Genomic DNA, 20,193 nt, shown 5'->3' with positions numbered 1-20,193 from the left:
GCGAATGACCTACGGCGGTGGCGCGAGTGCGGGTGGGCGATAGGCCCCGACCTCGCCCGGGCCGGTCAGCCCGAGGCCGGCGAGTTCGCCGACCACGGCCGCGGCGAGCCCCGGCCGCGCTGCGACTGCCCCGTGCGCAGGGCCATCCACCTCCACCCGGAATCCCCGGCCGAGCAAGCGGACGCGCAGGTCGTGCGGGCGGATCCCCGCCTCGGCCAGCCGCGCGCCCACCGCGATCTCGGCGCGTTCCACCAGTCCCAACCTTCCTAAAGAGACGGGCACGCCCACGGAGATACGTGAGGCCAGGCAAGGTGTCGACGGCTTGTCCGCCACGGGCAGCGACCAGGCGGCCGCCAGCGCCCTGACCTCGGCTTTCCCCAGCCCGGCCGCGGCCAGCGGCTCGACGACGCTCAGCTCGCGGGCCGCGCGCAGGCCGGGCCGGTGCAGGGCGCGGTGGTCGTCGGCGTGCGTCCCGGTCGCCACGTGCGCGAACCCGCGCCGCAGCGCGAGCGCGCCGATCGCGTCCAGCACCGTGCGTTTGCAGAAGTAGCAGCGGTCGCCGGCGTTGTCCCGGTATCCGGGAACGTCGAGTTCACCGGTCGGGACCTCGGCGAGCTCGACGCCGAGGCCGGCCGCGATCCCCCGCGCCGCGGCGAGTTCGGCCCGCGCGAGGCTCGGCGAGTCGGCGATCGCCGCCAGCACGCGGCCGCCGGGCAGCGCCCGCACGGCCGCGGCCAGCACGAGCGCCGAGTCGACGCCGCCGGAGAAGGCGACGGCGACGGCGCCGAGCGCCCGGACCTGCTCCAGCAGCCGGTCTTCGATTCCGGCGTCCATTACGGCGTCCCCGCTGGTAGCACGGGCACGGTGATCCCATTTCGGCAAAAGAACGGCACTATGTCCTCCGCTCGAGGCGTCTTGCGTGCGATAAGTCGATCGCGGCGGGTCCACCCAGTCAACCCATTGCCGTATTCGTGCGACATCCCCCGGGAGCAGTTTACATACGACGCGGAAGAAGGCTAACGTGTCGAAGGTGGTATCGACTGGGGTTACGGCGGCGACCGCCGATCTGGGCTTTGCGCGATTGGACCTCGACCGGGCCGCCCGGACCGGGGACCCGGAAGTGGTGTTCGGGGCGGGGAAGACCCCGGAGCAGATCGCGGCGGCGCTCGCGCGGCTGCACGAAGCCCATCCGGACCGCGCGGTGCTCGCCACGCGGGTCGGCGACGAAGCCCGGAGCCGGTGCCGGGATCGCTTGCCCGGCGCGGACATCGACGACGCCGGCCGCACCGTGACGCTCGGGACCGTCCCGCCGCCGCGCGGCAAGGTGGCCGTCGTGTGCGCGGGGACGTCGGACCTGCCCGTCGCGCGGGAGTGCGCCACGACGGTGGCGGTCTTCGGCGCGGAGCCGGACCTCGTCGTCGACGTCGGCGTGGCCGGGCTGCACCGGCTGCTGGCCGAACGCGACCGGATCGCCGCGGCCGACGCCGTCGTGGCGATCGCCGGCATGGAGGCCGCGCTGCCGACCGTCCTCGGTGGACTGTGCGGCAAGCCGCTGATCGCCGTGCCCACGAGCGTCGGCTACGGCTGGCACCTCGACGGCCTGACCGCGTTCCTGACCATGCTCAACAGCTGCGCCCCCGGCGTCGTGACGGTCAACATCGACAACGGCTTCGGCGCGGGCGTCGCCGCGGCCCGGGTGGCCCGGCAGTCGGTGGCGCCGTGACCGTCGCGTGGATCGACGCCGGCAACGGCTGCGCCGGCGACATGCTGCTGGCCGCGCTGGTCGACGCGGGCGCGGACTTCGACGTGATCACCGAAGGCCTGGCCGCGCTGCGCGTCGACGACATCCGGCTGACCGAGCAGGTGGTGCGGCGGCACGGCCTGCGGGCGCGGCACGTCGTCGTCGAAGCGCCCGAGACGCGGCACGCCCGGCACCTGCCGGAAATCCTCGGCCTGATCGCGTCCGCTGCCCTGCCCGACGCCGTGAAAGCCTTTGCCACCAAGGTGTTCGACCGGCTGGCGGACGCCGAAGCCGCCGTGCACGGCATCGGCCGGGACCACGTGCACTTCCACGAAGTCGGCGCGCTGGACGCGATCGCCGACATCGTCGGGTGCGCCCTCGGGCTCGACCAGCTGGGCCTGCTGGACGCGACCGTGACGGTCTCGCCGATCGCCGTCGGCGGCGGCACGGTGACCGCGGCGCACGGCCGGCTCACCGTGCCACCGCCCGCGGTGCTCGCGCTGCTCACCGGAGCGGGCGCGCCGATCGCCGCGCACCCGGCGGCGCGGGAGCTGTGCACGCCGACGGGCGCCGCGCTGCTCGTCACGCTGGCCGACGCCTACGGCCCGATGCCGGCGTGCGTGCCGGTCAAGGTCGGCGTCGGCGCGGGCACGGCCGATCCGCCCGGGCACGCGAACATCGTCCGGGTGGTCGTCGGTGCGGCTTCGGAAGAACACGCCTGGGTGCGCGCGAAGATGACCGTCGTCGAGACGACCGTCGACGACCTCGATCCCCGGCTCTGGCCCGAAGTCCTGGCCGCGCTGCGCGGCGCGGGCGCCGCCGACGCGTGGTGCGCGCCGGTGACCGCGCCGAAGGGGCGGCCGGGCATGGTCCTGACGGCGCTGGCGGCCGACGACCGCGTCGACGGCGTCTGCGCGGCGGTGTTCGCGCACACGTCGACACTGGGCGTGCGGCTGTCCCCGGTCGAGCGGCGGTCCCTGCCCCGCGACCGCGTGACCGTCGACTACCGCGGGCACGAGGTGAGCGTGAAACGCGGGTTCCTCAACGGGTCCGTCGTCACCGCGCAGCCGGAGTACGACGAGGTCAAGGCCGCCGCGGACGCCACCGGGCAGCCGCTGCGCCGGGTGCTGGAGGAGGTGCGCGCCGCCGTCGAGGCGTGACCGGTTTGTCCGCGCCCCCGCCGGGTAGCCACGCAGCTACCCATTCACGCGGAGGTGTCATGACAACGGAAGTCCACGTGCGACGCAGTACCGCGCGGTCCGCCGCGCTGGCGGTCGGGATCGCGTTCCTGGTGGTGGGGGTGCTCGGGTTCGTGCCGGGGATCACCGCCGGCTACGGCGATCTGCACTTCGCCGGGCACGAGTCGGGGGCGCGGCTGTTCGGCGTGTTCACCGTTTCCGTGCTGCACAACCTGGTCCACCTGCTCTTCGGCGTGCTCGGCGTGCTGGCCGCGCGGAGCAACGGCGGGTCGCGGGCGTTCCTGATGATCGGCGGCGGGGTGTACGTGCTGCTCTTCGTGTTCGGGCTGGCGATGAACCACGACAGCCCGGCCAACTTCATCCCGGTCGACAACGCCGACGACTGGCTGCACCTCGGCCTCGGCGTCGCGATGATCGCCCTCGGCATCGCGACGACGGCGATCGACCGCCGTCGCGGCCAGTACCCCGAGCCGGAGATCCAGGGGCACTGATCAGGGCAGCGCCGGCAGCAGCTTGTCCAGGGTGATCGGCAGGTCGCGCACGCGGACGCCGGTGGCGTGGAAGACGGCGTTGGCCACCGCCGCCGCCGTCCCCACGATGCCGATCTCGCCGACTCCCTTGCTGCCCATGGGGTTCACGTGCGGGTCGACCTCGTCGAGCCAGTCCGCCTTCAGGTCGCGGACGTCCGCGTTGGCCGCGATGTGGTACTCGGCCAGGTCGTGGTTGACGACGTGCCCGAACCGCGGGTCGAGCAGGCTGTGCTCGTGCAGCGCCATGGACAGGCCCATGGTCATGCCGCCGAGGAACTGCGAGCGCGCGGTGCGCGGGTTGACGATCCGGCCGGCCGCGAACGTGCCGTGCAGCCGCGAGACGCGCACCTCGCCGGTGTCGGCGTCGACGCGGGCCTCGGCGAACTGCGCGCCGAAGGCGTACATCGCGTACCGGTCCTCGTCCGGGTTCTCCGGCGTGTCCGCCGAAACCTCGTCCCCGTCGCCGGGGTCGTCGCCGTACTTGGCGCGGAACGCCTCGGCGGCCGCGACCAGGGTCGCGCCCCACGACGTCGTCCCGGTGGACCCGCCGGCCACCGTCGCCTTCGGCTGCTCGGTGTCGCCGATGCGAACGTCGACGTCCTCGACCGGTACGCCGAGGGCGTCGGCCGCGATCTGCGGGAGGACCGTCCACGCGCCGGTGCCGAGGTCGGCGGCGCCGATTTCCGCGGTGTAGCGGCCGTTTTCGAACCGGACGACCGCGGTCGAGCCCGGCATCCGCTTCGCCGGGTAGACCGACGCGGCGACGCCGGTGCCGACCAGCCACCGGCCGTCCCGGCGGACGCCCGGCCGCGGATCCCGGTCCGCCCAGCCGAATCCGGCCGCGCCGGTGCGCAGGCATTCGACGAGGTGGCGGCTGGAGAACGGGTTGCCGGTCTCCGGGTCGCGCTCGGGTTCGTTGCGGACGCGCAGCTCGACCGGGTCGACGCCCAGCTCGTACGCCAGTTCGTCCATCGCCACTTCGGGTCCGAACATGCCGGGGCACTCCCCCGGCGCGCGCATCCACGACGGCACCGGCACGTCGAGCGCGGCGAGCCGGTGGCTCGTGCGCCGGTTCGGCGCGGCGTACATCATCCGCGCGGGCACGGCGGTCTGCTCCGCGAACTCCTTGATCCGCGACGTCTGCTCGACGACGTCCAGCCGGATCGCCGTCAGCCGCCCGTCGCGGCCCGCGCCCAGGCGCATCCGCTGGATCGTCGGCGTGCGGTAGCCGGCCAGGCTGAACATCTGCGGCCGGGTCAGCGCGAGCTTGACCGGGCGGCCCGGCACGGCTCGTGCGGCCAGCGCCGCGAGGACGACGTGGGCGTGCGCGGTGCCCTTCGACCCGAAGCCGCCGCCGACGTACGGGCAGATCACCCGCACCCGCTCTTCGGGCAGGCCGAACACCTTCGCGACCGTGCCGCGCACCGGGTGGACGCCCTGCGTGGAGTCCCACAGCGTGAGCGCGTCGTCCTCCCAGAGCGCGGTCGTGGAGTGCGGTTCGAGCGGGTTGTTGTGGTACATCGCGGTCGTGTAGGTCTGGTCGACGGTGACCTCGGCGTCGCGCAGGGCGGCGTCGACGTCGCCCTCGTCGGTGTCCGTCGGGAACGACGGGTTGACCTTCTCCGGCTGGTAGAGGTCGTCGCGGTCGGCCCGGAGCTCGACGTCGGCTTCGTCGTGGTCGTACTCGATCTCGACGAGGTCCGCCGCCTGCCGCGCGATCTCCGGGCTTTCGGCGATCACCAGGGCGAGCACGCGGCCGCGGAACGGGACCTCTTGATCCTGCAGGACGGCCAGCTCGGCGTCCTCGGTGTCCGCCAGCCGTTCGGCGGTGAACGGCGTCAGCACCCGCAGCACGCCGTCGAGCGACTCGGCCGCGACGGTGCCGACCCGGGTGCAGCGGCCCCGGGCGATCGTCGCCTGCACGGGGTGGCAGTGGGCGGCCTGCTCGACGGGTGCCTCGTAGGCGTAGGGCGCGGTGCCGGTGACCTTCGCCGGCCCGTCGCGGCGGGTGAGGGCGCGGCCGATGGCTTGCGGTTCCAGCAGTTCGGTCATCGGCCCGGCTCCTCGGCGGTCAGGTCGCGCAGGACGGCGGTCAGGGTGCGGGTGACGAGCGGGAGCTTGAAAGCGTTTCCCCCGTCGATCCCGTCGAGGGGACGGGCGTCGGCGAGTTCGGCTTCGGCGGCCGCGCGGAACAGCGCTTCGTCCGGACGCTCGCCGCGCAGCACCTCTTCGGCACGGTGAGCGCGCCACGGCTTGTGCGCGACGCCGCCGAGCGCGACCCGGACGTCGTCGACCTTGTCGTCCACAATGGATACAGCGGCGGCCACGGAAACCAAGGCGAACGCGTAGGACGCGCGGTCGCGGACCTTGCGGTAGGCCGACCGGCGGGCCCACGGCAGCGCGGGGACGGTGATCGCGGTGATCAGGTCGCCGTGCTCGAGGACGGTGTCGCGGTCCGGCCGGTCGCCGGGCAGGCGGTGGAGGTCGGTGAACGGGACTTCGCGGTCACCCTCCGGCCCGAGCACGTGCACGCGGGCGTCCAAGGCGGACAGTGCCACCGCCAGGTCGGACGGGTGGGTGGCGACGCAGTGCTCGGACACGCCGAGGATCGCGTGGTGACGGGTGGCCCCGCCGAGCGCCGAACAGCCTTCGCCCGGGTTTCGCTTGTTGCACGGCGTCGTGACGTCCTGGAAGTACACGCACCTGGTGCGCTGCAAGGGGTTGCCGCCGGTGCTGGCCATGTTCCGCAGCTGCGCCGAAGCGCCGGACAGCAGGGCCTGGGCCAGCACCGGGTAGCGCTCGCGCACGCGCCGGTCGGCCGCGAGGTCGCTGTTGCGCACGCCCGCCCCGATCTCCAGGCCGCCGTCGGCGTCCTCGCGGATCTCCGCCGACGTCAACGCCGTGACGTCGACGATCCGGCCGGGTGCCGTGATACCGAGTTTCAGGTGGTCGACGAGGTTGGTGCCGCCGGCCAGGAACGCCGCGGCCGGATCGCCCGCGACGGCTTCGACCGCCTCGGCCGCCGTGGCCGGCTTGCCGTAGGTGAACGCTTTCACCGGTTCCCTCCCGCCTGCCGGACGGCGGCCACGATCCCGGCGTAGGCCCCGCAGCGGCAGAGGTTCCCGCTCATCCGCTCGGCGATCTCGTCGTCCGTCCACTGTGGAGTTTCGCTCACCGGCTCGGTGACGTGGCTCGGCGCGCCCTCGGAGAACTCCGTCAGCAGCCCGGCCGCGGAGCAGATCTGGCCGGGGGTGCAGTAACCGCACTGGAAGCCGTCGTGCTCGAGGAAGGCCTGCTGCACCGGATGCAGCTCGCCGTCCGGCGCCAAGCCCGCCGCCGTCGTCACCTCGGCGCCTTCACAGGTCACCGCGAGGACGAGGCAGGCGAGCACGCGGCGGCCGTCGAGCAGCACCGTACAGGCACCGCACTGGCCGTGGTCGCAGCCCTTCTTCGGGCTGTACACGCCGAGCTGGTCGCGCAACAGGTCGAGCAGGGTCCGCCGCGGATCGACCGCGACGCGGCGCGCGGTCCCGTCGACCCGCAGCTCGAATGCCACTTCGGTGGTCGTCATGGGCCCTCCTCGTCGGCGGCGAACAGGGCGGTTACCCCGCAGGTCCCGGCGTCAACCACCCGATCGTGCGGCGCCGGGCCCGCCTCGGCACTACGCTCGGACCGTGCTCAGGCTCGGGTTCCCGGTGCTCGGCGTCTCCGACGTCGACCGCGCCGCCGCGTTCTGGTCGGCGGCGCTGCGCCTGGTCGTGGCCGAGGAGTGGGCCAGCGACCGCTGGCGCACGCTGGAGCACGCCGACGGCTCCGGGCACGCGCTCGGGCTGATGCACAGCGAGTCACCGGTCGAGCCGTACCCGCGCGTGCACCTGGACCTGCTGGTCGACACGACGGCGGAGCAGACGGCCGAGGTCGCCCGGCTGCTGGAGCTGGGCGCCACCGAGGTCGGCTGGGACCGCTACCCCGCGGAGCCGGACTTCGTCGTCCTCGCCGATCCGGACGGCAACCGCTTCTGCGTCGTCGACCTCAGCAAGGCCCCGTCCAGCGGCTAGGGGCGCTCGCCGACGCCGGTCGCGATCTCGTGCAGCCGGTGCCGGTCCGGGGCCAGCGGGGCCGTGTCCGCGCCCGCTCCCTCGCGCAGGCCCTCGAGGAATTCGTTCAGCGTGTACGCGGCGTCGTGCTCCGGCCGCCAGTCCAGCTCGGCCTCCGCCCGGCTCGTGTCCATCAGCGGCAGCCGCATGACCGCGTCGAAGAGCCCCGGTGTCGCCGGGACGGCGTGCAGGCGCCAGGCCGCGTCCACCGCGGCCCGGACCACGCCGGCCGGCACCGGGATCGTCCGGGCGTCCAGCAGGTCCGCGGCGAACTTCGGGTCGACGACCGGGCCCGTCGCGATGTTGAACGCCCCGCGCACCGGCCGCGTCACGGCCCGGCGGACCGCGTCGGCCAGGTCGTCGGTGTGCACGACCTGCGCGCGCAGTCCACGGACGTCCGGGACCACCGGGATCAGTCCCGGCCGGACCAGGCTGCCCGGGACGAAGGGCCCGGCGAACAGGCGGCGCTGCGCCGTCGCGGCCGCGCGCTGGAAGACGAACGCGGGCCGGACGCGCACGACGTCGAGCTCGGGGTGCCGCTGCTCGAACGCGTCGAGGTAACGCTCCACATAGGACTTCTCGCGCGTGTAGGCCGCGCCGGGCCAGCCGTGCGTCGGCCAGTCTTCGGTCACCGGTTCGTCATCCACCCGGGGCGAGTAGGCACCGACGGAAGAGGAGTGGACGAGCTTCGGCACGCCCGCCGCGGCTGCGGCGTCGAACACCCGCAGCGAGCCGAGGACGTTCGCGCGCCAGGTGGTTTCCGGGCGGCGCGTGGGCTGGAACAGCCAGGCCAGGTGCACGACCGCGTCGGCGCCCTGGAAGAGCGGCGCGAGGTCGTCGCGCTCGACGTCGGCCGCGACGACGCCCTCGGCCGGCCGCCGCGCCAGCCCGACGACCGTCTCGACCTGCGGATCGGCCTTCAGCGCCGCGACGACGCCGGTCCCGATGTTGCCCGTTGCTCCCGTGACCACGATGCGCATCGGGGGCGGTTACCCGGCCGGTCGCCGGACAACCCTGCTATGTTCGGGGCAAGATCCTTGTGGAGGAGACCAGTCGTGGCAGGTGACGTCGACATCTCCGGGTAGCTCCGGAGTGTGCAGGCCCCCGGCAGTGCCGGTGCGGGCCGCTTTCGACGTCCCCATTCGCTTCGCACCACTTCGAGGTCTTCACCATGTCCGAAATCGTGCTGTCCGGCCTGTCCTTCTCCTGGCCGGACGACACCCCCGTCTTCGACCGCCTCTCCGCCACCTTCCCGGCCGGCCGCACCGGGCTCGTCGCCCCGAACGGCTCCGGCAAGACGACGCTGCTGAAGCTCGTCGCGGGCGTCCTGCGGCCGTCGGCGGGCAGCGTCACCGCCGACGGCGTCCTCGGCTACCTGCCGCAGGACCTGCCGCTGAGCGGGGAGCCGTCCGTCGCCGAGGTCCTCGGCGTCGCGCCGGTCCTGGCGGCCATCGCGGCCGTCGAATCTGGCGACGCCGCCGAGGCGCACTTCACCACCATCGGCACCGACTGGGACATCGAGGAACGCACCCGCGCCCAGCTCGACCGGCTCGGCCTCGACGTCGCGCTGGACCGGTCGCTGAGCACGCTGTCCGGCGGCCAGATCGTCTCGCTGGGGCTGGCCGCGCAGCTGCTCAAGCGGCCTGACGTCCTGCTGCTCGACGAGCCGACCAACAACCTCGACCTCGACGCCCGCCACCGGCTGTACGCGGTGCTCGACGACTGGTCCGGGTGCCTCGTCGTGGTCAGCCACGACCGCGCACTGCTCGACCGGATGGACCGGATCGCCGAGCTGGACCGCGGGGAAATCCGGTTCCACGGCGGCAACTTCACGTCGTACGAAGAGGCCGTTCAAGCCGCGCGAGAGGTCGCCGAGAAGAACATCCGCAACGCCGAACAGGAGGTCAAGCGCGAGAAGCGGGAGATGCAGCAGGCCCGCGAGCGCGCCGCCCGCCGCGCGAGCACGGCGTCGCGCAACCTCGGCAACGCCGGGCTGCCGAAGATCTTCGCCGGTACCATGAAGCGCAACGCCCAGGAGTCGGCGGCCAAGGCGGACGGCACGCACGCGGCCCGCGTCGGCGCGGCGAAAGCCAAGCTCGACCAGGCCGAACGCGCGCGGCGGGACGAGCAGAAGATCAGCTTGGAGCTCCCGCAGACCGAAGTTCCGGCGGGCCGCACGCTGTTCCTCGGCGAGGGCCTGCGGGCGCGCGGGCTGTTCCCGGACGGCGTCGACCTGGCGATCCGCGGGCCGGAGCGGATCGCGCTGACCGGGCCCAACGGCGCCGGGAAGTCCACTTTGCTGCGGCTGGTCAACGGCGACCTGAGTCCCGACAGCGGTTCGGTGTCGCGCGCGGACGGCCGGATCGCGTTCCTGTCCCAGCGGCTCGATCTCCTGGACGACGACCGCACGGTGGCCGAGAACCTGGCGTCCTTCGCGCCGGCGTTGCCACCCGCGCAGCGGATGAACCTGTTGGCGCGCTTCCTGTTCCGCGGCTCACGGGTCCACCTGCCGGTCGGCTTCCTCTCGGGCGGCGAACGGCTGCGGGCGACGCTGGCGTGCGTCCTGTTCGCCGAGCCGGCCCCGCAGCTGCTGTTGCTGGACGAGCCGACGAACAACCTCGACCTGGTCAGCACGGGCCAGCTGGAGAGCGCGCTGACGGCGTTCCGCGGCGCGTTCGTGGTGGTGAGCCACGACGAACGCTTCCTCGACGCGATCGGGATCGACCGGTGGTTGCGGCTGGAAGGGGGCGAGGTGCGCGGCTGATCTCATCCGCGGGCGGCGTCGAGGATCGCCTGGGCGAACGGCTTCGGCGCCTCCTGCGGCACGTTGTGCCCGATCCCGTCGAGGATCCGGTGTTCGTACTTCCCCGTGTACTTGCCGCGGTAGGCCTTGCCGTCCTTGGCCGCGCCGTCGAAGTCGCTGGCGATCGTGATCGCCGGGACCGTGATGGCCGGGCCCGCCTGCAGCTTCTGTTCGTACGCCTCGTACTGCTGCTCGCCCGGGGCGAGGCCCAGCCGCCAGCGGTAGTTGTGGATCACGATGTCCACGTGGTCCGGGTTGTCGAACGCCGCCGCGCTGCGGTCGTACGTCGCGTCGTCGAAGTGCCACGCCGGGGACGCCGTCTTCCAGATCAGCTTGTTGAAGTCGTGGCGGTTCGCCGCGTAGCCCGCGCGGCCGCGCTCGGTCGCGAAGTAGTACTGGTACCACCAGCCCAGCTCCGCCTGCGGTGCCAGGGGTTTCTGGTTCGCCGCCAGGTTCGTGACGATGTACCCGCTCACCGCGACGACGGCCTTGCACCGCTCCGGGAACAGCGCGGCGATGATGTCGACCGTCCGCGAGCCCCAGTCGTAGCCGCCCAGGACCGCCTTGTCGATCTTGAGCGTGTCCAGCAGCGCGACGACGTCGAGCGCGACCGCCGCCTGCTGCCCGTTGCGGACCGTCTGCACCGACTTGAACGTCGTCGGGCCGTAGCCGCGCAGGAACGGGATGATCACCCGGAAGCCGGCCGCGGCCAGGATCGGCGCGACGTCGACGTAGCTGTACGGGTCGTACGGCCAGCCGTGCAGCAGGACCACCGGCTGCCCGGTCGCCGGCCCGGACTCGTGGTACGCCATGGTCAGCACCCCGGCGTCGGCGTGCTTGACTTCGCCGAGCGAAGTGTGCTGACCCGATCCGGCCCGCAGGTCAGGGGTCGTCGGCGGCGCCGCGGCGGGGGCGGCGGCGTTCGACGAGCAGGCCGCCAAGGACGTCGCCGCCAGCCCCGCCGCGAACGCCTGCCCGAACCTTCTCCTGCTGATCATCGTGACTCCTGTGCGAAAGACCGTGGGACTTTCACGACGTTAGAGCCGGTTCGGTGACCTTCGCGCCCGTCAGGTGACGCAGCCGGTGTACGTCACCCTTCGAGGGTCTTCAGCATCCCGGCGAGGTCGGCGCGGGAGCTCACGCCCAGCTTGGGGAAGATCCGGTGCAGGTGCGTGCCGACGGTCCGGTGCGAAAGGTACAGCCGCTGCCCGATCTCGCGGTTCGTCAGCCCCTCCGCGGCCAGCTGCGCGATGCTCAGCTCGTGCGGGGTCAGCTTCTCGCGCGCGTCCGGGCCGCGGTTCGGGCTCGACTCGCCCGCGCCGCGCAGCTCGCGCCGGGCCCGCTCGGCCCAGGCCGTCATGCCGAGGGCGTCGAACGTCTCGCGCGCGGTCCGCAGGTGCGTCCGGGACTCGACGACCCGCCGCTGCCGCCGCAGCCACTCGCCGAACGCCAGGTGGACGCGGCCGCGTTCGGCGGGCCAGCCGCTCAGGTCGGCGCCGAGCGCTTCGGCGAACCGCTCGTCGCTCGGGTCGAGCACGGCGCGGGCGTACCGCAGCCCGATGTGCAGCGCGGGCGACGGCGAGTCCAGGCACTCCAGCTCGGCCAGGACGCCCCGCAGGTCGTCGGTCCGCCCGGCCCGGACGGCGGCTTCGGCCAGCTCCGCGACGCAGTACGCGCGCAGGGCCAGCTGGTAGGTCGGGTCGGCGGGGTCGAGTGGCCGGCGCAGGTCGGCGAAGGCGTCCTCGAAGCGGCCTTCGCTCAGGTTGGTGAGCCCGCGCGTGAGCTGGACGGTGACGAGCACCGGCCGGGCCCCGGCCGCCAGCCCGGTGCGTTCGGCCTCGCCGGCGAGGGTTTTCGCCTGCTTGTGGTCGCCGCGCAGGGCGGCGATCTCGGCCTGGACGGCAGTGGCCAGGCCGTACATGAACGGCTGACCGGTTTCGCGGGCGAAGCGGGCGGCCTCCGCGGCGGCGGGCACGGCACCGGCCAGGTCCCCGAGCCGGACGCGGCTCCACGCGAGCACGGCCAGCGCCCGCGGCAGCGCCCCCAGCCGTCCTTGCGCGCGCAGGCCCGGCGCGGCGGCCGCGGAGAAGCGGGCGGCGAGGTCGAAGGCCCCGACCTGGAGTGCGGCGCTGCCGAGGTAGCGGTCGACTTCCGGATCGGCGCCGGTCCGCGCGGCCAGCTCTTTCAGTTTTTCCAGGACGCTCCGGCCGCGGTCGAAGGGGGCGACGTACGCGGTGACGGCCACGATCCGCGGATCATCGGCCGGGACGGGCAGCGCGTCGGCGACGTCGAGCAGGGCCTGCCGCGCGGCCGGCCCTGGCTCGGTCCAGAAGCACCGCATGGCGGCGCTCCAGAGGATCCGCAGGGCGGCATCGGTTTCGCCGGTAGCGGCGACGGTCCGGGCGGTGGCCGCGAGTTCGGCGACGCGGGCGGGGTCTTCGCGGACGCCGTCTTCGAACTCGCTGAGCAGCCGGCTCGCGGTGGCCCGTTGGGTCGCGCCGGCGGGGTTGGCGGCGTGCACGAGCCGTTCGGCGGTCTCGCGCCGCCCGGATTCGACGGCCAGTTCGGCGGCTTTGAGCAGCCGATCGGTCTTGGTTCCGGGCCGTTCGCTGAGCCGCGCGGCCTGTTCGAGAGCGGCGATGGCGGCAGCGGCGCCACCGCGGTACCGGGCGCGTTCGGCGGTCCGCTCGAGTTCGGCGGCGACGGTTTCATCGGGCCCGGCGGTCGCGGCGGCCTGGTGCCAGGCACGGCGGTCGGGCTGGTCGTGCAGGGCTTCGACGAGGGCGAGGTGAACGCGGCGCCGTTCGTCGGGCGCGGCGGCGGCGGGGATGGCCGAGCGCATGAGGGGATGGCGGAAGGTGACGGTGCCGGCGGAGAGTTCGACGAGCCGCGCTTCGACGGCGGGGGCAAGGATGCCGGGCTCCACGTCCGCAGTCAGGAGCGCGCCCGTCGCCGTCAACGTCTCCGCCAGCGCCGTCGTCTCGTTCAGCGCCGCCACCAGCAGCGCCGTGCGGGTCACCTCCGGCAAGCCCGCCACTCGCGCCGTGAACGTGCGCTCCAGCCGCTCCGTCAACGGCAGCACCGGGTCCAACCCGTCGAAGTCCGCCAGGGCCGACGGCAGCTCCGTCAACGCCAGTGGATGCCCCGCCGCCTCCGTCAGCAACCTCGTCCGGACCGCCGGCGCCAGCCGAGGCGCGACCGCGTCCAGCAAATCCGCCGCGTCGTCCGCCGCCAGCCGGTCCACCACCATCGGTGCCAGTCCCGCGTCCAGCAGCGGTGACGCAGCTCCCTCCCGGACCGTCGCCACCAGGACGATCGGCTCGTTCTCGATGCGCCGCGCCACGAACGCCAGGACGTCCGCGCTCGCCCGGTCCAGCCAGTGCACGTCCTCCGCCACCAGCAGCAACGGCTTCGCCACCGCCTCCTCGGCCAGCAACGTCAACGCCGCGAGCCCCACCAGGTAGGCGCTCGGCGAAGCGCCGTCCGCCAGGCCCAAAGCCGTGCGCACCGCGTCCCGCTGCGGCCCGGGCAGCTCGGCCACCCCCGCCCGGACCGGGTACAGCAGCTGGTGCAGCCCCGCGTACGCCAGGTTCTGCTCGGCCTCCGCCCCGGTCGTCCGCAGCACGCGCAAGCCCGCGACCGACGCCGCGTCCGCCGTCTCCGCCACCAGCGCCGACTTGCCGATCCCGGCTTCGCCGCGGAGGACGATCCCGCTGCGGTCCCCGGGACCGTCGACGAGCTCGCCCAGCTCCTTCAGCTCGGCTTCCCGCCCGTGCAACGCCATGCGACCGACCTTACCCAACCCGCGTTTCCGCAGCTCAAGGCCGGGTGACGTACATCGACAGCGTCACCCGACGGGCGCGGCGACCACCCGCCGCCCCCTAGCTTCGCAGCGTCCACGCAAGCGATCCGAGGAACCGATGAGACGCATCCCCAAGTTCTTGGCGGCCGCCGTGCCGCTCCTGCTGACCGGCCTGATCCCGCTCGCCCCGAGCGCGTCGGCCACGACGCCGGTCTGTGCCGCGGTGCCGGTCGAGGCGCCCGCCGGCGCGAAGATCGAGTCGGTCCAGGCGGAGCACAAGACCGGTTACTGCCAGCTCACCGTCACGCTGACCCACTCCGGCACCGACCACGTCAAGGTCGCCGTGGCCCTGCCCGACACCGGCTGGACCGGCCGGCTGCAGGCCCTCGGCGGCAGCGCCTACGCCGCCGGCAACTTCGACGGCCTCGCCCAGGCCGTCAAGGACGGCTACACCGGCGTGACGACCGACGCCGGCGTGTCCCTGGACGGGCTCGACACGTCGTGGGCGCTGACCGCCCCCGGCAAGGTCGACCAGACGCTGCTGACCAACTTCGCCACCCGTTCGGTGCACGAAGAGGCGCTGATCGGCAAGGCCGTCACGCAGCGGTACTACCACCGCCCGGCGACGTACTCGTACTGGACCGGCTGCTCGACCGGCGGCCGCCAGGGCTACTCCGAGGCGCAGAACTACGCCCACGACTTCGACGGCATCCTGGCCAACGCCCCGGCCGTCGACTGGACGCAGTTCGCCGTCGCGACGCTGTGGCCGCAGGTCGTGATGAACCAGAGCCACGACTTCCCCAGCACGTGCGTGCTTTCGGCGTTCCGGACCGCCGCGGTCCAGGCGTGCGACGCGAACGACGGCGTCACCAACGGCATCGTCGACCGGCCCGACGAGTGCAGCTACGACCCGCGCAGCCTCGTCGGCACGAAGGTCGTCTGCGACGGCAAGGAGTTCACCGTCACGGCGGCGGACGCCGACGTCATGCGCAAGATCTGGGCCGGCCCGACCGACGAGCGCGGCCGCAAGCTGTGGTCCGGGCTGCCGAAGGGCGCGGACTTCACCTGGCTGGCCGGCACGACACCCGGCCCCGACGGCACGCTCGTCGCGCCGGGCTTCCCGGTGGCCGTCAAGTGGGTGCAGTCGTTCGTGGAGAAGCAGGCCGGCTTCGACACCTCGAAGCTGACGTACGCCCAGTACGCCGACGTGTTCCGCCAGTCGGTGCGGGAGTACGACGACGTCATCGGCACGTCCGACCCGGACCTGTCGGCCTTCCGCCGCGCCGGCGGCAAGCTGATCACGTTCGTGGGCGCGAACGACCAGCTGATCCCGCCGGGCGGCACGCTGTCCTACCGCCGTGAGGTGGAGCGGACCATGGGTGGCGCGCACCGGGTGAACGACTTCTACCGGCTGTTCTCCGCGCCGGGTGTCGAGCACTGCTTCGGCGGTGGCGGCCCGGAGCCGACGAACGCGCTCGGGCAGCTGGTCGACTGGGTCGAGAAGGGCAAGGCTCCGGCGACGCTGACGGCCGCTTCGGCGGACGGCAAGACCCGGAACCTGTGCCCGTACCCGTCGGTCTCGCGGTACACGGGTGGCGACCCGGCGGTGGCGTCGAGCTACCGCTGCCGCTGACCCCAGCGCCCCAATGTGGCCTTCGGTGCGTCAGACGCACCGAAGGCCGCCTTGGGTGCGTGAGACGCAACCAAGGCCACATTGGGGCGCTCGCGGACTGGACTTGCGGGTCCAAAAACGGCTCGGCACGCTGAAGTCATGGCACTCGACCAGTACTACCTCCTCGGCCGGTCCGGACTGCGCGTCAGCAGGCTCGCGCTCGGCACCATGAACTTCGGCACCGGCGGTTTCCACGCCGCCTACGGGAAAACCGAAGACGAAGCCCGCCCGATCTTCCGCAAGTACCTCGACGAGGGCGGCAACTTCCTCGACACGGCGGACTTCTACACCGCCGGCGAAAGCGAGACCATCCTCGGCCGCCTCATCGCCGAAGCGAACGTGCGCGACCGGGTGGTCCTGACCACCAAGTTCACCAACAGCGTCGACCCCGGCGACCCCAACGCGGGCGGCAACGGCCGCAAGCACCTGATCCGCGCGCTCGAGGCGTCGCTGCGCCGGCTGGGCACCGACTACGTCGACCTGTTCCTGCTGCACACGTGGGACCGGCTGACCCCGGTCGAGGAGGTCGTCCGCACGCTCGACGACCTCGTCCGAGCGGGCAAGATCCGTTACGCGGGCCTGTCCGACGTACCGGCCTGGTACGCGGCCCGCGCCCAGAGCATCGCCGAGGCACAGTCGCTCACCCCGATGATCAACCTGCAGCTGCCGTATTCGCTGGTGCAGCGCCAGATCGAGACCGAGCACGTTCCGATGGGCCAGGAACTCGGCCTCGGCGTGACGGCGTGGAGCCCGTTGGCCGGCGGCTTCCTGACGGGCAAGTACCGCGACGGCGGTTCCGGCCGGTTCTCCGACCCCGACGCCCAGACGTGGACGGACCGCGACTGGCAGCTGCTGAAGCCGCTGGAAGAGGTGGCGGGCAAGCTGGGCGTGACGATGGCCCAGGTGGCGATCAACTGGGTGGCCACGCAACCGGGCATCGCCTCGGCGATCGTGGGCGCGAGCAGCGCGGGCCAGCTGGAAGCGAGCATGGCGGCACTGGACTTCGCAATCCCCGCCGAGCTGCGCAAGGTGCTCGACGAGGCGAGCGCGGTCCCGCCGGCGTCGGTGTACCGGATGTTCACGGCGCAGTACCAGAACTGGATCGTCACACCGGAAACGAAGGTGGGCGACAAGCCGGCGGGGTACGCGCCCGCAGTGCGGAACTGGTGAACGGGCGCGGAGCGGCACCGGCCGCTCCGCGCACCACCCCGCTCAGCCCGAAACCACCTCGCCGGCCTGGACGATGTGGCGGAAGTGCTTCGGGTCCGCCAGAACGCCGATGTCCGCGAGCGGATCTCCGTCCACCACCAGCAGGTCCGCGTGCGCGCCCACGGCCAATGTCCCGATCTCGCCCGTCAGGTTCAGCAAGTCCGCCGCTGTCGAGGTTGCCGAACGGATGACCTCCAGCGGGGTCTGGACTTCACCCCGCAGGCGGAACTCGTGGTTCTGGTGACGGTGCATGCCACCCAGCAGGTCCGTTCCGTAGACCAGCTTCACGCCGCCGCGGGCCGCTCGCTCCAACGCCGCCATGCCCGCGCCCAGGACCTCGTCGACCTTGCGCCAGCTCGCCTCCGGCAGCCCGTGCTCGCGCCCTTCCTCCTTCAACGCCCAGTACGTCACCAGTGTCGGGACCAGGTACGCGTCCTGGGACAGGAACAGCGAAACGCTCCGGTCGTCCAGCAGGTTGCCGTGCTCGATCGAGCGAACACCCAGCTCCAACGCGCGATTGACGGCCCGCGCGGTGTACGCGTGCGCTGCCACGTAACGGTTCGCCGCCGTCGCCTCTTCGACGATCGCGCTCAGCTCCTCCGCCGAGTACTGCGTCGAATCGATTCGGTCGGTCGGGGACGCGACGCCGCCCGAGGCCATCACCTTGATGTGGTGCGCTCCCTTGCGCAGCTCGTCGCGGGCGGCCGCGCGGACCGCGTCCACGCCGTCGGCCACCCGGCCCAGCCCCGCGCAGCACGGGTGGTCGTCCTTCACCTGCGTACCGCGGGTGCGGCTGTCGCCGTGGCCGCCCGTCTGGCTCAACGCGCGACCGCAGAACAGCAGCCTCGGCCCGCGGAACAGCCCGTCCGCCTGGGCGTCCGCCAGGCCGTAGTCGGCGCCCGACGCGTCGCGGACCGTGGTGAACCCGCGATCCAGCATCCGGCTCATCGTCTGCGCGGCCTGAGCGGCCACATAGGACGGTGATGACGACGACAGCGAACCCAGGTCCGCCGTCGACGCCGTGACGTGCACGTGCGCGTCGACCAGCCCGGGCAGCACGACCGCGCCCCGCACGTCCAAGGACGGCACGTCCGCCGCGGCGAGACCCGGCCCCACCTCGACGATCCGGCCGTCGGCGGAACGCACGTCGCCCTCGGTGTACTCGCCGGACAGCGGGTCGAGCAGCCGGGCGTTGCGCAGCAGCAGTGATCCGGTCACCGGTTCTCCTTCTCCAGGTCGAGCAGGGCGGACACGGCCAGCGGCGCCAGCGATTCCGCCACCACCACCGCATCTTCGTCGTAGCTGCCTTCGGCGTCGAGGATGTTGAGCACCCCGAGCGTCCGGCCGTCGGCGACCACCGGCACGTTGATGATCGAGCCGCAGCCGAGGCCTTCGATCAGGTCGTGGTCGGCGAAGATCTCGCGCACCGCCGCGCGGTCCGGCCCGAAGTACGGCTCCTGGGCGGTGATGCAGCGCTCGAGCCAGCCGGCCGCGACCTCGACCGTCTTCTCCCCGCCCACCGGGTACTCCGCCGGGTGGCTGCTGTGCACACGCCGCAACGCGCGCCGCTGCGGCACCCACGCGAGCACCGTGAACAGCCGCACGCCGATCGCGTCGCGCACCCGTTCCTCCACAGTGGACAAACTCACTTCGTCATCTCCTTCGCGGCGGCCTTCGGCGCGCCGTGTTCGGTCAGTTCTTCCAGGGACCGGCCCGCGGTGGACAGGCCGAAGACGAGCACGCAGAGCACGCCGGCCGCCAGCACCGCCGTCGTCATGCCGAAGACGCCGGCGAACCCGAGGCTCGCCGAGGACAGGCCGATGATCGTCGGCGCGAGGATGCTGCCGACCCGGCCGAACGCGCTGGACAGGCCGGTGCCGCTGGCGCGGATCCAGGTCGGGAACACCTCGGGCGTGTAGGAGTACACCCCGGCGTAGGTGCCGTTGAGGAAGAACGACAGCACCGCGCCGGCGAGCGTGATCGACCACGGCGCGCTCGTCTGGCTCAGCCAGAACGCGCTCACGGCCGAGCCGGCGAGGTACAGCGCGATGGTGTGCTTGCGGTCGAGCCGTTCGGACAGCCACGCGGCGGAGAAGTACCCGGGCACCTGGGCCAGGTAGATGATGATCGAGAACTCGAAGCTCTTCGTGACCGTGATGCCGCGTTCGACGAGCAGCGTCGGGATCCACGAGAAGAAGCCGTAGTAGGAGAACGTGATCACGAACCAGACGGTCCAGATCACCGCCGTCCGGCGCCGCATCGCGGGGCTCCACAGGAACTTCAGCGCACTGAACAGGTTGACCTTCGGCGTCTCGGTGGCCGGCTGGGCGTCGGCGGGCGGCACCGGCGGGAGCGTCGTGCGGGTGGCCTTCTCGACGTCGCGCTCCATCTTGGCGACGACGTTCTCGGCTTCGGCGACCCGGCCTTGCGCGAGCAGGAACCGCGGTGACTCGGGCAGCGACCGGCGCCACCACAGCAGCATCACGATCGGCAGCGCGGTGACCAGCTGCGCGACCCGCCAGCCCTCGTCGAACGACGGCACGACGAACCGCCCGATCAGCGCGGCCGCGACGAACCCGAAGGAGAAGAACCCGGCGAGCGCGCCGACGAACCAGCCGCGCCGCTTGGCCGGCACGAACTCGGACAGGAACGGCGCGATGATCGCGCTTTCCGCGCCGGCGCCCGCCCCGGCGAGCACCCGCGCGCCGAGGAAGACCTCGTAGTTGGGCGAGAAGGACGCGACGACGGAGAACAGCGCGTAGAAGGCCAGCGCGTACATCATGACCTTCTTGCGGCCGATGCGGTCGCCGAGCAGGCCGGCGGCGATCGCGCCGAAGAGGAAGCCGAACGGCGTCGCGGAGCCGATCAGCCCGAGCTGGCCGTTGTCGAGGCCCCACGCCGCCTTGGCGCTGGGCAGCAGGAAGGCGACGACCGCCGAGTCCATGCCGTCGAAGGTGTAGCCGAGCCCGCCGATCAGCAGCAGTTTGTAGTGGGGCCGGCTGAGCGGCAGCCGATCCAGTCGTGCCAGCAGGGTCATGGGGAACGCCTTCCGTGTCCGGGCGCCGGGGAGTGCGGACAACGTATACTGCGTTTTCTTGTTTTTGCAACGTTCGTTGCAAGTCGAAACACCTGCGTTACGG

General features: G+C 72.7%; 17 protein-coding genes. 7 read left to right on the top strand and 10 right to left on the bottom strand.

Features of this window, described 5'->3' with window-relative positions; all coding sequences use genetic code 11:
• Positions 1-9: 9 nt before the first annotated feature.
• Complete coding sequence (locus tag ACERZO_RS11150) at positions 10-834, bottom strand: ExsB family transcriptional regulator (protein ID WP_372664463.1); 825 nt, start codon at positions 832-834, stop codon at positions 10-12.
• A gap of 196 nt (positions 835-1,030) precedes the next feature.
• Between ACERZO_RS11150 and larB the strand changes: the two genes are divergently transcribed.
• From larB to ACERZO_RS11135, 3 genes are read left to right on the top strand one after another with little or no spacing between them, the layout of a single operon-like run.
• Positions 1,031-1,723, top strand: a complete 693-nt coding sequence (gene larB, locus ACERZO_RS11145) for a nickel pincer cofactor biosynthesis protein LarB (protein WP_372664462.1) — start codon at positions 1,031-1,033, stop codon at positions 1,721-1,723.
• Positions 1,720-2,901 carry a nickel pincer cofactor biosynthesis protein LarC gene (larC, locus tag ACERZO_RS11140; protein ID WP_372664461.1) on the top strand — a complete coding sequence of 394 codons (1,182 nt, stop codon included), beginning with the start codon at positions 1,720-1,722 and terminating at the stop codon, positions 2,899-2,901. The genes larB and larC overlap by 4 nt, the downstream gene beginning before the upstream one ends.
• Before the next feature lie 59 nt (positions 2,902-2,960).
• Positions 2,961-3,431, top strand: coding sequence for a DUF4383 domain-containing protein (locus ACERZO_RS11135; protein ID WP_372664460.1), 471 nt, complete (start codon positions 2,961-2,963; stop codon positions 3,429-3,431).
• Here the strand turns inward: ACERZO_RS11135 and ACERZO_RS11130 are convergent, their stop codons facing one another.
• Genes ACERZO_RS11130 through ACERZO_RS11120 form a run of 3 tightly spaced genes read right to left on the bottom strand, consistent with a single transcriptional unit; the run spans position 3,432 to position 7,041 of the window.
• A complete protein-coding gene (locus tag ACERZO_RS11130; RefSeq protein WP_372664459.1) occupies positions 3,432-5,522 on the bottom strand; it encodes a xanthine dehydrogenase family protein molybdopterin-binding subunit in 2,091 nt (696 codons plus the stop codon). It lies immediately after the preceding gene.
• Complete coding sequence (locus ACERZO_RS11125) at positions 5,519-6,526, bottom strand: FAD binding domain-containing protein (RefSeq protein WP_372664458.1); 1,008 nt, start codon at positions 6,524-6,526, stop codon at positions 5,519-5,521. Before ACERZO_RS11125 ends, ACERZO_RS11130 begins: the two co-directional genes overlap by 4 nt.
• Positions 6,523-7,041, bottom strand: coding sequence for a (2Fe-2S)-binding protein (locus ACERZO_RS11120; RefSeq protein WP_372664457.1), 519 nt, complete (start codon positions 7,039-7,041; stop codon positions 6,523-6,525). The genes ACERZO_RS11125 and ACERZO_RS11120 overlap by 4 nt, the downstream gene beginning before the upstream one ends.
• A 103-nt stretch (positions 7,042-7,144) precedes the next feature.
• On the opposite strand from ACERZO_RS11120, the gene ACERZO_RS11115 reads away from it, so the two are divergent.
• Entirely contained in the window at positions 7,145-7,528 is a 384-nt protein-coding gene (locus ACERZO_RS11115; protein ID WP_372664456.1) for a VOC family protein, read from the top strand.
• On the opposite strand, the gene ACERZO_RS11110 is transcribed toward ACERZO_RS11115, so the two are convergent.
• Positions 7,525-8,547 carry an NAD-dependent epimerase/dehydratase family protein gene (locus ACERZO_RS11110; protein ID WP_372664455.1) on the bottom strand — a complete coding sequence of 341 codons (1,023 nt, stop codon included), beginning with the start codon at positions 8,545-8,547 and terminating at the stop codon, positions 7,525-7,527. The genes ACERZO_RS11115 and ACERZO_RS11110 overlap by 4 nt on opposite strands.
• Before the next feature lie 191 nt (positions 8,548-8,738).
• Here ACERZO_RS11110 and ACERZO_RS11105 point away from each other — a divergent pair, with 191 nt between their 5' ends.
• A complete protein-coding gene (locus ACERZO_RS11105; RefSeq protein WP_372664454.1) occupies positions 8,739-10,331 on the top strand; it encodes an ABC-F family ATP-binding cassette domain-containing protein in 1,593 nt (530 codons plus the stop codon).
• A gap of 2 nt (positions 10,332-10,333) precedes the next feature.
• Here ACERZO_RS11105 and ACERZO_RS11100 read toward each other — a convergent pair whose 3' ends face one another.
• Both ACERZO_RS11100 and ACERZO_RS11095 read right to left on the bottom strand, forming a co-directional pair.
• Complete coding sequence (locus ACERZO_RS11100; protein ID WP_372664453.1) at positions 10,334-11,368, bottom strand: alpha/beta fold hydrolase; 1,035 nt, start codon at positions 11,366-11,368, stop codon at positions 10,334-10,336.
• A 92-nt stretch (positions 11,369-11,460) separates the two neighbouring features.
• A complete protein-coding gene (locus ACERZO_RS11095; protein WP_372664452.1) occupies positions 11,461-14,154 on the bottom strand; it encodes a helix-turn-helix transcriptional regulator in 2,694 nt (897 codons plus the stop codon).
• A 136-nt stretch (positions 14,155-14,290) separates the two neighbouring features.
• Here ACERZO_RS11095 and ACERZO_RS11090 point away from each other — a divergent pair, with 136 nt between their 5' ends.
• Positions 14,291-15,805 (top strand): tannase/feruloyl esterase family alpha/beta hydrolase, encoded by a 1,515-nt coding sequence (locus ACERZO_RS11090; RefSeq protein ID WP_372664451.1) that lies wholly within the window; start codon positions 14,291-14,293, stop codon positions 15,803-15,805.
• A 138-nt stretch (positions 15,806-15,943) separates the two neighbouring features.
• A complete protein-coding gene (locus ACERZO_RS11085; RefSeq protein WP_372664450.1) occupies positions 15,944-17,014 on the top strand; it encodes an aldo/keto reductase in 1,071 nt (356 codons plus the stop codon).
• A 42-nt stretch (positions 17,015-17,056) separates the two neighbouring features.
• On the opposite strand, the gene ACERZO_RS11080 is transcribed toward ACERZO_RS11085, so the two are convergent.
• The 3 genes from ACERZO_RS11080 to ACERZO_RS11070 are packed head-to-tail and all read right to left on the bottom strand — an operon-like array spanning position 17,057 to position 20,090.
• Positions 17,057-18,271: a metal-dependent hydrolase family protein gene (locus ACERZO_RS11080; protein WP_372664449.1), complete on the bottom strand. Its 1,215-nt coding sequence runs from the start codon at positions 18,269-18,271 to the stop codon at positions 17,057-17,059.
• Positions 18,268-18,702, bottom strand: a complete 435-nt coding sequence (locus tag ACERZO_RS11075) for a GAF domain-containing protein (protein ID WP_372664448.1) — start codon at positions 18,700-18,702, stop codon at positions 18,268-18,270. Before ACERZO_RS11075 ends, ACERZO_RS11080 begins: the two co-directional genes overlap by 4 nt.
• The gene (locus tag ACERZO_RS11070; RefSeq protein ID WP_372664447.1) at positions 18,699-20,090 is read right to left on the bottom strand and encodes an MFS transporter; all 1,392 of its coding nucleotides are present in this window, start codon (positions 20,088-20,090) and stop codon (positions 18,699-18,701) included. The genes ACERZO_RS11075 and ACERZO_RS11070 overlap by 4 nt, the downstream gene beginning before the upstream one ends.
• Positions 20,091-20,193: the final 103 nt, after the last annotated feature.

This window comes from Amycolatopsis kentuckyensis, assembly GCF_041679295.1.
GTDB classification, from domain to species: domain Bacteria; phylum Actinomycetota; class Actinomycetes; order Mycobacteriales; family Pseudonocardiaceae; genus Amycolatopsis; species Amycolatopsis kentuckyensis_A.
The sequence above is the reverse complement of the archived record's forward strand: the minus strand, read 5'-3'. Positions and strand labels throughout refer to the sequence as shown.